Genomic DNA, 12,216 nt, shown 5'->3' with positions numbered 1-12,216 from the left:
AGGCATCGACGTGCGACGCGATGAGATGAGCGGAACGGATCGCCAGAACTCCGAGACGGCTGCAACGCTCGGCACGCTGGCAACGCCTGCTCTCCTGCTCGACGAACATCGGCTCGATCGCAATCTCTCCCGCCTGTCCTCGCGCATGGCGGAGCGGAGCGTCGTGCTGCGTCCCCACATGAAAACCGCGAAATCCATCGACGTGGCCCGACGGGCCTATCCGTCGGGACCGGGACCGATTACTGTCTCTACCCTGGCGGAAGCCGAGTATTTCGCGCGGCATGGTTTTCGCGACATGACTTATGCGGTGGGTCTGGCGCCCCACACAGCTGAAAGAGCAATGCGTCTGCGCAAAGCAGGCGTTGACCTTAGGGTACTGCTTGATTCGCCGGAGCAGGCAAGAATGCTCGGCGCCGCCGGTCGTGCCGCTGGTGTGACACCGACCGCGTTCATCGAGATCGACTGCGATGGCCACCGCGGCGGGCTGACCGCGAACGATCCAAAGCTCATTGCAGTTGCGGTCGCGCTGGGCGAGGCCGGCGTCAAGCTTGCCGGCGTTCTCACCCATGCCGGCGAATCCTATAGCCTGTTCACGCCCGAGGCTCTCGTCGCGGCCGCGGAGAATGAGAGAGCGGCGGCGGTTGCCGCGGCGGAGGCCTTGCGGGCGGCCGGGCACCAATGCCCCATCGTGAGTGTCGGCTCGACGCCGACAGCGCATTTCGCCGAAGACCTGACCGGCGTCACGGAAATGCGGGCGGGCGTCTACATGTTCTTCGACCTGGTCATGCACGGTGTTGGTGTCTGCACGACGGACGACATCGCGATCTCGGTGCTCGCCACCGTGATCGGCACCAAGCCCGAGAAGGGCTGGATTTTGGTCGATGCCGGATGGATGGCGCTGTCGCGCGACCGCGGCACCGCGGCGCAACGGGTCGACCAGGGATATGGTCTGGTCTGCGACGTGGCCGGCAAGGTCCATCCGGACCTGATGGTTTCGCAAGCAAGCCAGGAGCACGGGATCCTGGCCATCAGGCCCGGGTCGGCGCACGCTTTGCCCAATCTTCCAATCGGCGCGAAGGTCAGGATTCTCCCCAATCACGCCTGTGCGACGGCGTCGCAACATGAGTTGTACAACGTCGTCTCCGCCAGCAGCGACGCGATTCAAGGCCGATGGCCCCGGATGCGCGGCTGGTAGGGTTGGCCGGCCATTCCCAGCGCCCTGGTTCCTGCGCTGATCGGCGCTCATTACCGGATCAAGGATCGTTTCCAATGACCTCGCCCCTTCGACATTTGATGGAAGCCGGCTTCCTCGGAACGTTTTACATAGACGGAGAATGGCGGAAGCCGATCGGATCAGTCGCGGCAGCAGCAACCGTCGTCAATCCGGCGACAGAGCAGCCGATCGCTGATGTCGCGCTCGGCGATGACGATGATGTGGACTGCGCGATCGCAGCCGCCAGACGAGCCTTCGCCGGCTGGTCCACGACGTCGCCTGCTGAGAGAGCGGCGCTGCTGGACCGGATACACGCTTTGCTCCTTGAGCGGCTGGAGCTGTTCGCGCAGGCGCTTACCTGTGAGATGGGAGCTGCGATCACCTATGCGCGCCGCGCTCAGGTGCAGTTGGCCGCCGAGCATATCCGCGTCGCCCGCGACAATCTCGCGAATTATCCATTCATCGCCGCGCGCGGCAGCACCGCGATCATGCGCGAGGCAATCGGCGTCTGCGGCCTCATCACGCCATGGAACTGGCCACTTTATCAGATTACTGCAAAGGTGAGCCCGGCGATCGCGGCCGGTTGCACGGTGGTGTTGAAGCCGAGCGAATTATCGCCGCTGAGCGCTTTGCTATTCGCGGAGTTGATGGACAATGCCGATTGTCCGCCCGGCGTCTTCAACCTCATTAATGGGACAGGTCCGATCGTGGGAGCCGCTCTCGCGTCGCATCCGTTGGTCGACATGATCTCGATCACCGGCTCGACGCGGGCCGGCGTTCTCGTCGCCCAAGCGGCGGCACCCACCGTCAAGCGCGTTGCCCAGGAGCTTGGCGGAAAATCGCCGAACATCATCTTGCCGGACGCCGATCTCAGCCGTTCTGTTCCGCTTGGCGTCGCCGCCGCCTTCCGCAATCTCGGCCAATCCTGCAGCGCACCGACGCGCATGCTCGTGTCCCGCTCTCAGGTGGAGGAGGTCGAGATCCTGGCGGCGGCCGCCGCTTCTGAATTGGTGGTCGGCGATCCCCTTGAGGAAAGCACGACCCATGGTCCAATCGCGAACCGGCCGCAGTTCGAGCGCGTGCAGACCATGATCAGTGTCGGTCTGAAGGAAGGCGCCAAGCTCGTCATCGGCGGGCCGGGGCGGCCCGACGACCTTCAGATTGGTTTCTATACGCGTCCGACCATCTTCTCGAACGTCCGTCGCGACATGAGGATCGCGCAGGAGGAGATCTTCGGCCCGGTACTCTCGATCATTCCTTACGACACCGTGGATGAGGCGATCGCGATCGCCAATGACACTGTCTATGGCCTCGGCGCTCACGTGCAAGGCACGGATATGGAGACGGTGCGCGCAGTCGCCCGTCAGATCCAGTCGGGTCAAGTTCATCTCAACCATCCCGACTGGGATCCCAACGCGCCTTTCGGCGGATACAAGCGGTCCGGCAATGGCCGGGAATACGGCCGCGAAGGCATAGACGAATATCTCGAGACGAAGGCTGTTCTTGGATTCTACTGATAGACCCTATCTCCGGTGGGAACTTTTGCGAACCAGAGTGCCAGATCTCGAGCCGCGGTTCGACCAATGCATGTCACTGCGTAGGCCGGGTTGACATGCATTTCGGAGGGCGCCTGATCCGTCTGAATCTTGAATAAGGCTGGTGCGCAGAAGTTAAACGGCAACCCCGGGGATCATCACGGAGCGTCTGCGGGACGGACCGGCACGGTGAAGTGAAAAATCGCGCCGCGGGGTAGATTAGGGGTCACCCACAAGCGCCCGGCATGAGCTTCGATAATCGAACGGCAGATAGACAGTCCCACGCCCAGCCCGCCCGGCTTCGTCGTGTAGAAGGGGGTGAAGACGTGCTCGAGATTTTCCACCGCCAACCCCGGTCCCGAGTCCTGCACCTCGACAAGAACATGGTCAGGGACGACCTGACCGGTGGTGATAAGCACCCCTCTGGCGTCGTTCGCGACCGTGCCCATTGCCTGCACAGCATTGACAATCAGATTAAGGACCACTTGCTGCAATTGGACACGATCGCCCTGGACAAGCGGCAGACTGTCTGCAAGTTCCGTCTGTACCGAGACGCCGTTCTTCATCGCTTCGCCCCGGGTTAGCTCAATCACGTCCCGGATGGCGTCGTTGATGTCCAAGTCATCCTTGCGAGGCGGTGCTTTTTTGATGAGATCGCGAATTCGCTGGATGATGTCGGCGGCCAGAGCAGTATCGTTCATGACCCATTCCACTGATTGCCTGACCCTCTCGAGATCGGGCGGGTCTCGTTCAAGGAACCGCGCGGCCGCACCAGCATTCATGGATGCCGCGGCAATCGGTTGGCTTACTTCGTGGGCGATCGAGGCCGTGAGTTCGCCCATGGTGGCGAGGCGGTTGGCATGGGCCAACTCTCTCTGCATCTCGCGCACGGCCTCCGTGGCCCGCTTCTGTTCGGTGATGTGCCGTCCCACGCCGCGATAACCGATGAACTGCCCGGACTTGTCGAATACCGGCATCCCGGAGACGGAGACGTAGCGCTTGCGGCCGTCGGGCTTCGGGCGCGCGAGCTCGAAATCACGGAACGGCAGGTGGGCATCGAGCGTCTCCCGATGTTTGCGCCAAGCCTCCTCGTCGGGCTCCAAGTAGGGCACTTCCCAGCGTGTTTTACCAAGTTCAGAGTCCGACGCGGGCGCGTCAATAATGGCTTCAGCGAACTCTTGGCGGATGAAGCGATGGTTCGCGTCTGATTCCCAGTACACGTCGAAAGAGAACTGGACGAGAGTACGAAAACGCTCCTCGCTGTCCCGCAGAGCCTCCTCGGACCGTTTACGCTCCGTCAGGTCGACGACAAAGGAGACGCCTTGGTCCCGTTGCTCGTCGAACGCAGCCATTCCGATCAACACCGGCACGCGGCTGCCGTCTTTGCGGAAATACTCTTTCTCGAACGGCTGTACGCTCCCCATCTTCTTGAGTTCCGGGATCCACCATCGCTCGTGGCGGTCGAGCCATTCCGGCGGCGTAAGGTGAGTCCAGAGCAGGCGGCCCGAGGCGAGATCCTCGCGGTCGTACCCCACGATGCGCAGAAACGCATCATTGGCCTCGAGAATAGGACCTTCGAGCTCCCAGATGATGATCCCAATGATATTGGCGTCGACAAGGCGGCGGATCTTCGCTTCGCGTTCTCTCAGATCGCGATACAGAGTCGCATTTTCCAGTGCGATTGCCGCCTGCGAGGCGAGCAGCTTCAGAACCGCAACTCGCGTGGGTGCAAAAACGTGGGCCGTCAACGTATTCTCAAGGTAGAGCACGCCGATAAGTTTCGCATGGTTGATCAGGGGCAAGCAAAGAATAGAACGAGCCTTGCGCTGATTGACGTAGGGGTCCGTGGCAAAGGGAGGTTGGGACGCGGCATCCTCGAGAACAGCGCACTCTCTGGTCCGCAGTACGTAATGCAGGACGGATTCCGGTAGAAGAACCTCGGTCACCGCTGCATCGCACAGTTCGACGGTAACGCTCTCGCCGGTTGTCGTGGCTTCCGCCTCGATGCGCGGCTCGTTTTCGTGCGATAGGATCAACAGACCCCGTTCAGCTCCTGCTTGTTCAATGGCCGTGTGCATAAGCGTCTCGATGAGCTTTTCCAAAACCATCTCGCCTGATACCGCTTCAGACACCTTGATGACGGTGGTGAGGTCGAGATGCTCGACCGGGGCCTCGATGGTGCTCATCGGGCCGGGCTCTGATCTCACCTCCTTGAGGTGCGGATGGATGTCCTCAAGTTGCCGCGCTTTGCCGACGGCCCCCCAACGAACATAGCAATCGCGCGCTCTTTGCAGATATATGCGAGAAAACTCTTCGAAGCCTCGCGTGCCATAAAAGCGCGCGGCTAATTCGTAAGAGAGCGCCTCGTGGTGGACAAAGCCGTTGTCGCGGGCGGAGCGGATGGCCTGTTCAAAGAGACGCTCCGCTTCGAGCTCTCTGCCTTGGAGGCGGGCGATTTCTGCGCCTGCGAGGACAGCGCGATTCACGAAGGTCTCAGGGCAATTCTGCGCCCACAGTTCGAGCTGCCGCTGGTGGGCGGTCAGCGCTTCAAAGTGCTCTTGCCGTTCTTCAGGGGGGGGCAAATCCCAGCATGCAGCGTGGGAAAGTGCTGCATAGAACTCGTATTCCGCCGTTTCGAATAGCTGAGGTGGTGACCACGGGAGGCTCCGAGCCCTGGCTGCGGCGGCAACGGCCGACACATAATCGCCGGCAAAGAAGCATGCTTGCAGCTTGCGGATCCAGTACCAGCTCTCAGGCAATGCGAGTGCCGGATCAGCCGCCAAACGCCGCTCGAACCGAAGCTCGTCGGACTGATTGTCGTGAAGAGCGCCGAACCGCCGCGTCAGGCCACGCAGCATCCGGATCAACCCAAGCTGCGGCGTTATGATGTCGCCGATCAGCGCAAATTTCGCCTTCTCGGTCAACCGCAATCCGTGCTCGGCTTCGCGGTGTGCGTCTGCAAGCGGATCGCCCGCCGCGAGGAAATTTGTATTCAGGCTGGCGCAGCTGAAGGCAGCGAACGTGATATCGCTACTGTTGCTCGCGGCCTCGAATGCGCGTCGAAACGCGTCTCGCGCGTGCTGGAGGGGCTTTGTCCATGAAAGGACAAGGTTGCCATAGTTCAGGTAGGTCCTCGCTTGAACGAGCGAAAATCCGCGCCGCTCGACCAGCTCAGTGCCGATACGGCTCAATTGAAGCCCCGCCTCATAGTCGTCGAATCGCGCGCCGGCAATGGCGCCGAACATGACGTAGGGAACGCAGGAAGCATCGTTGTTCCCCCACTCCAGGCTGACATCCACCGCTTTGATGACCACCAGAGAGCGAAGGTTCGTATCGGTGAAGAATGCAGGCGGCATGAGGGCCGTCAAAAGATCCAACATGGCCAGTGCGAGCGGATCGGTCATCAGCGGCAGATCCAACAACTCCTCGAGCGCTCGGTCCTCGAGGCGAGATCGGACGCGCGCGTACTCCTGTCGGACGTGATCATCGCTTGGATGAGCCTGCCATCGAATCCCGAGTTGTTCCAGGCAGCTGAGACCGGCAGCAACGGCGCGCTCCGGCTTGCTGAGCGCCGTATACAAATCCACCAGCCGGCGCGCGACGACAGCAAGGTCGGTTGCGCTCGCGGTTCGCGCGGTCAGCTCCCGTAAGCGCTGTTCCGCCTCGACGACGGCGCCCGTCACGAACTCGCATTCGGCGCGATGCAACTCGAGCGAAAAAGCAAGCCGCTGGAAGCGCTCCCAACAATCATGCGGTAATAATGCCGCACCGGTTGCGGCGTAATTGAGCGATGACGCGTAGGCCGCCGACGCACTCGCGCGCAGGCTGGTCGTCAGATTGAGCTCCGCGAGCTGCGCGCGTTCGTCTCGCGAGGTGATCAAGGCCGCGCCGCGGTTGAGCTGATTGACGATTGCGAAGATCGCCTTCTCGCGCTTCTCGCCGAATGTCTGCGCCAGCAACTGCCGCCCGATTCGCAGATGGAGCGCCGCGCGTTCATGATCCGGAATCAGCGAATAGCAGGCTTCCTGCACGCGGTCGTGGACAAACCTGTAGGCGCCGGTCTGTTGCTCGACCAATTCCTGGCGAACCGCTTCCCAGAGCGCCGCATGAACCTGCTGCTCGGAGCGCCCGAGGACGATCGAGAGTGTCGAGGTCTCGACGAAATTGCCGAGACAGGCCAGCTGCTGCAGCGTGTTCTGTGTGTCAGCCGGCAGCTGGGCCAGCTTTGCGATCATCAGGTCCACGACGTTATCGGTGTGACCCTTACCGTGAATGCGATCGAGATCCCAACACCAGCACCCTGCGTCATGATCAAGGCGGACCAGGCCTTCTGCGGCGAGTACGTGGAGAAACTGGTTCACGAAGAACGGATTGCCGGCCGTTTTATCGTGGATCAGATGCGCGAGCGGCACGGCACGCTGCAAATCGCAGCCTAGAGCATCAGAAATCAGGTGCGAAATGTGTTCGACGCCAAGCGGCGCAAGGATGATCTGCTGTACGTTTGCACCAGCGTTTTTTATGGCCTCAAGCCTACGCCGCAACGGATGGGTGGCCGTGACCTCGTTGTCCCGAAAGGAGCCGATCAGCATCAGGTATTGCAGATCGGTAGGGGCCAACAGATCCTCAACCAGATCCAACGTGGCCGCGTCGACCCACTGGAGATCGTCGAGGAAAAGTGCCAACGGATGCTCGGAACGTGCGAATACCCCTATGAAGCGCCGAAATACGTGATGGAAGCGTTTTTGTGCTTGCTGCGGCGGGAGATCAGGAACGGGCGGCTGCTCTCCCATGATCAGCCGCAATTCAGGAATCAGGTCGACGGCAAGTCGCCCGTTTGCGCCCAGCGCATCTTGAAAGGCTTGGCGCCAGTTCGCGAGCTCGGCGTCATTCTTGCTCAGAAGAGACCTAACGGGGCTCTGAAAAGCGTCGACCAGTATCGAATACGGAATATCCCGCTTGTACTGGTCGAACTTCCCCGATGCGAACAGTCCGTGCGACGGAACAAGCCGATGATGGAGCTCATTGACCACTGAAGACTTGCCGACCCCGGAATAGCCGGAAACTAGCACCAATTCCGGTGCGCCGCTCTTGATCATGCGGTCGAACGCGCCCAGCAAGAGTTCAATCTCGTGGTCTCTTCCGTAGAGCTTTTCGGGGATCAGCAGTCGGTCGGACCTGTCATATTGTCCGAGTGCAAAGTCCTCGATCCGACGTCGGGCCTCCCATTCACGCAGGCAGCGGCGTAGATCATGCTCGAGGCCCGGCGCGGTCTGATAACGTTCCTCCGCGGACTTGGCGAGCAGCTTGAGTACTACGGCCGAGATTGCAGTCGGTACAGTGTTCAGACGCTCGCTGGGCGGTACGGGCTTTCGCGCGATATGGCAATGTACCCATTCCATCGAATGTGCCGCGGTGAACGGTAGCGAGGCAGTCAGCATTTGATAGAGCGTCACACCAAGCGAGTAGAGGTCGCTACGGAAATCGATCGAGCGGTTCATCCACCCGGTCTGTTCGGGTGCCATGTAAGGGAGCGTGCCCACGATGAACTCGGGCGGCCCGGGCGTGCGTCGTTCGCGGGCCAGGCGCGAAGCGATACCGAAGCCGGTGAACCGGATCCGCTCGTCGTCGCAGTTTACCAGTATATGCGCCGGTTTCACGTCCTTGTGAACGAGGCCGCGCTGATGCACCTTGTTCAAGGCTCTCGCGATCTCGATTGCTAGTCGCAGAAAGCGTTCGATGTCCATGGGCGCGCCAAGCAACTGCTCGAGTGGATGGCCGCCAGGATACTCAAGCAGCAGAACAGGGTGACCGCCCTCGTACTCCAGCCCGAGCGGCCGCATTGCCCACGGGCCATCCAGCTGGTCCTTCAACTCGAACTCGTGAGCGAGCCGATCAAGGACGCCGGACGAGGCGTGCTTCGCCTTGGGAAGTACCGCCAGTACAGCTCTGGAGGTGTCATTGGAATCCGGGCACAACGCCCGGCAAAAGATGCGGGCTTCGTCCTCCCAAAGCACTTGGAACCTGTAATCCATGCGCGTCGAAGCGAAACGATGGGTTCAACCGGAAGCCTCCAAGTGACCCAATGCCGGGTGAGGAGGTACTGTCCTAAGCGCCGATTCTGCCACAAACGCGGGGATGTGCCCAGCGTAAGCTGAGGCGCCGGCCAACGCAGGGCGGAGAAGCGTCGCGGACCGTCTGCAGAGTTTTCTCACAATCATTGGTTTAAGCCCGTTCAACGCTATCGGAACGGGGTCGTTCGCGCTGTGGCGCGTCAGCCGCTGACAGCACATCGCTTGGTCCTGCGCATCTTCAATCCAACATCGTGCCGAACTTCGCCTCGGTTTGACCGCGCACGCTTCATTTACGTGGAGCCAAGGGGCAACGGGATGCGTAGCTCCGCCGAATGAGGCTTCCGATGCTGGCTGAACTGACTGCAAATACCCACGAAACGTCGTGCGGGTTTTGCGGTAGATCGGGAGCTTCTGCTGAATGACCATGTATTGCGGCACATTCTGCCAGATGCTCGCGGCTATGCTCGGCCTAGTAAGCCAGACGGATAGGAGCCAAAGATATGGGGCGCTTCCGGCCGAAATGCGTGACGTTTGATTGCCACGGCACACCGATCAATTTCCAAACTGCGCAAGCCGCACGGGACCTGTTCAGACATCTTCTGGACAGACCGCGCATGGACGAATTCATCAGAAACTTCCAGGTCTGCCGTATCGATGAGGTGTTGCAGGACTGGAAGCCCTATGCCGATGCCGTTCACAACGCTCTGGAGCGCTCCTGCCGCCGCAACAACTTCCGTTTCGTGCCGAAGACGCTTCGATTCCCGCAAGTCCGTCCGCGAGCGCCCTGGCGTTAGCGTGGTCCTCGAACAGGCGATCGACATGATGGTCGAGCGCGTACAGCCCCGCCGCTGCAATTATTCCGGATTGCCGCATCCCCCCGCCGAGCATCTTGCGCCACCGGCGTGCGCGCGCGATCAATCGGACATCCCCAACCAGCACTGATCCAAGCGGCGCACCGAGTCCCTTTGAAAGGCACACCGACACACTATCGAAGCCTTCTGCCAGACACGCGACGTCAACGCCGAGTGCCGTGGCCGCGTTGAATAGCCGCGCACCGTCAAGGTGGGTGGCGAGCTTACGCTCCCGTGCAAACTCAACGACCTCGGCCAAATGGTCTCGCGGCAGTACCCGCCCGCCGAACGTATTCTCGATCGTGACCAATCGGGTAACCGCGAAATGCGGATCGTCGGCCTTAACCGCGGCGTGAAGATCGTCCATGCGGATCGTGCCGTCGGCCCTGACCGGCAAAGGCTGCGGCTGAACCGAGCCGAGCACGGCCGCGCCTCCAGCTTCCCACAGATAGGTATGAGCTTCGCTTCCACAGAGATATTCCTCGCCGCGCTGGCAATGGCTCATGATCGCAGCGAGATTGGACATGGTGCCGGTCGGCAACAGCAGTCCCGCTTCCTTTGAACAGCTCGGCAACGCGCGCCTCGAGCGCCTTGACCGTGAAATCGTTGCCGATCACATCGTCGCCTACCTCGGCCGCCGCCATCACCGCACTGCATTTGCGGGGTAGGGCGGGTGACGGTATCGGAGCGGAAATCGAGGCGGATTGCACCGGCTTGCATGATCGAGATCCTATCGGTTTGCCTGCTTCGGTGGTGCTAACAAAACAAGCTAACGAACGCAGGAGCCTTCTGGCGAGCCAAGCGATGTGATGGGAAAACTGAGCGACCAAGACTGAAGGTGCGCTGGTCATTCCGTGGACCATAGAGACCACGGACGGTTTTTTGAGTGGTTCCGAGATAATGGAATTTTGTGTGTCGGGAAAAGTGGTGCGAACTCGTGGGAAGAACGAGGCGCTGTGGCAGTCCGTGCTGGCCGAGGTTGCGAAAAGAGCTTTTGTGTGCAGGCCTGGCAACTTCGTCGGTAGCACATTTCGCGTCTGAGATGGCGTAATCACCTCGCTCGGAGTGTGGTTGAACGTGAACTCGCGAGCTCGCCTTCGCAGTAATTGGAGAGAGACGCCATGACCATCTACCGGCCCAAATACATCGGCTTCGACTGCTACGGAACGCTGACCAACTTCCGGATGGCCGAGATGGCCCGCGAACTTTTTTCCTGACCGCGTGCCGGTAGACCGTATGGAGGCGTTCGTCAAGGACTTCGCCGGCTATCGTCTCGATGAAGTGCTCGGCGCGTGGAAGCATTACCACGAGGTGGTCCACAATTCGATCGAGCGGACGTGCAAACGCTGGGCGTCGAGTTCCGCCCAGAAGAGGCGCTACGCGTCTACCAATCGATTCCGGCCTGGGGCCCGCATCCGGACGTGCCGGATGGACTAGCGAGGATCGCTGGCAAGATCCCGCTGGTGATCCTGTCGAACGCCATGAACGAGCAGATTCACGACAATGTGAGTCTGCTGGGCGCCCGCTTTCACGCGGTATACACGGCCGAGCAGGCGCAAGCCTACAAGCCGAGGTCGCAAGCGTTCGAGTATATGTTCGACCAGCTTGGCTGCGATCCGAAGGACATCATGCACGTCTCGTCGAGCTTCCGCTACGATCAGCAGCCAGCGACCGATCTCTGCATCGGGGTACGAGTCTTCGTCGGGCGCGGGCACGAGCCCTCCAGCCCCTTTTAGCGTGACGTGGAGATTCCCCACATCGGATGCCTCCCGGCGGTGGTTGGCTTGTGATAGGCGATGATTAATCCCAGCAAGGCGTCATAGCAGTTCAACGGCGCCGCCGTTCGGCGGCGGGACCGGTGAAGAGCGCCAATGCCACATCATCATCATTTCTCTGCGGATCCACCGCGAGCAGAACAGCCGTCGGTCACATTCAAACATCCTGTTCGGAGAAGCTCCGACAGGTAAGCGTGGGTCACGAAGTCCGGATAACAGCATTAGCCGGGCGATTCACCGCTACAGCTTCTGAAACATGACAAGTGCGTCCGCATACTCGCCGGACGGTCTCTGAAAGGCGTCCGGTAATCGTCCTACCTCGTCGAATCCCATTCCGCGCCACAAGATGATGGCCCGGCTGTTTGTGCTTACGACGAAGTTGAATTGCATGGCGCGGAAGCCCCGCCCGCGCGCCTCCTCAAGCGAATGCGCGCACATTGCGCGGGCGACGCCTTTCCCGCGAGCCTCGGCCCGCGTCATGTAACCGCAATTGGCAACGTGGGACCCGCCGCCGAGTTGATTGGCTCGCAGGTAGTAGGTGCCGACCAACCTCCTACTATCCTCGGCTACGAAGGTGTCCCGGTCGGGGCCGGTCCAGTAACGTATCGCCTCTGCCTTCGTCATGTCGGTTGGCAACGCATAAGTCTCGCCTGCCCGAATAACCGGGCCGATGATCTCCCAAATGGCCTCAGAATCGCGTTGCGTCGCCTGTCGAATATTCAACCAAGTCTCCGATGTTAATCTATCTCGTCGCCGCGGCTGCGCTGTTTT

7 protein-coding genes and 1 pseudogene are annotated in these 12,216 nt (G+C 60.8%); 5 read left to right on the top strand and 3 right to left on the bottom strand.

Annotated features, from left to right (window positions below; translation table 11 throughout):
• The first annotated feature begins 25 nt into the window (after positions 1 to 25).
• Positions 26 to 1,195, top strand: coding sequence for an alanine racemase (locus NLM27_RS41405; RefSeq protein WP_254149423.1), 1,170 nt, complete (start codon positions 26 to 28; stop codon positions 1,193 to 1,195).
• A gap of 74 nt (positions 1,196 to 1,269) precedes the next feature.
• The gene (locus tag NLM27_RS41400; protein WP_254149094.1) at positions 1,270 to 2,730 is read left to right on the top strand and encodes an aldehyde dehydrogenase family protein; all 1,461 of its coding nucleotides are present in this window, start codon (positions 1,270 to 1,272) and stop codon (positions 2,728 to 2,730) included.
• Between the two features lie 176 nt (positions 2,731 to 2,906).
• On the opposite strand, the gene NLM27_RS41395 is transcribed toward NLM27_RS41400, so the two are convergent.
• The gene (locus NLM27_RS41395) at positions 2,907 to 8,780 is read right to left on the bottom strand and encodes an AAA family ATPase (RefSeq protein WP_254149093.1); all 5,874 of its coding nucleotides are present in this window, start codon (positions 8,778 to 8,780) and stop codon (positions 2,907 to 2,909) included.
• Between the two features lie 539 nt (positions 8,781 to 9,319).
• On the opposite strand from NLM27_RS41395, the pseudogene NLM27_RS41390 reads away from it, so the two are divergent.
• Positions 9,320 to 9,559: pseudogene (locus tag NLM27_RS41390) on the top strand (haloacid dehalogenase type II); the annotation flags it as partial.
• Here NLM27_RS41390 and NLM27_RS41385 read toward each other — a convergent pair.
• On the bottom strand, positions 9,447 to 10,196 hold the full coding sequence (locus tag NLM27_RS41385) for a GntG family PLP-dependent aldolase (RefSeq protein WP_254149092.1): 750 nt from the start codon (positions 10,194 to 10,196) through the stop codon (positions 9,447 to 9,449). The pseudogene NLM27_RS41390 and the gene NLM27_RS41385 sit on opposite strands and share 113 nt — an antisense overlap.
• Between NLM27_RS41385 and NLM27_RS41380 the strand changes: the two genes are divergently transcribed.
• Positions 10,195 to 10,338: a hypothetical protein gene (locus NLM27_RS41380; RefSeq protein WP_254149091.1), complete on the top strand. Its 144-nt coding sequence runs from the start codon at positions 10,195 to 10,197 to the stop codon at positions 10,336 to 10,338. The genes NLM27_RS41385 and NLM27_RS41380 overlap by 2 nt on opposite strands.
• A gap of 669 nt (positions 10,339 to 11,007) precedes the next feature.
• Positions 11,008 to 11,406, top strand: a complete 399-nt coding sequence (locus tag NLM27_RS44230; RefSeq protein ID WP_375142341.1) for an HAD-IA family hydrolase — start codon at positions 11,008 to 11,010, stop codon at positions 11,404 to 11,406.
• 279 nt (positions 11,407 to 11,685) lie between these two features.
• Here the strand turns inward: NLM27_RS44230 and NLM27_RS41370 are convergent, their stop codons facing one another.
• The gene (locus NLM27_RS41370) at positions 11,686 to 12,168 is read right to left on the bottom strand and encodes a GNAT family N-acetyltransferase (protein ID WP_254149090.1); all 483 of its coding nucleotides are present in this window, start codon (positions 12,166 to 12,168) and stop codon (positions 11,686 to 11,688) included.
• Positions 12,169 to 12,216 lie beyond the last annotated feature (48 nt).

Source organism: Bradyrhizobium sp. CCGB12, assembly GCF_024199845.1.
GTDB lineage: Bacteria > Pseudomonadota > Alphaproteobacteria > Rhizobiales > Xanthobacteraceae > Bradyrhizobium.
Note: the sequence above shows the minus strand (reverse complement) of the source record. Positions and strands in the feature narration are given on the sequence as shown.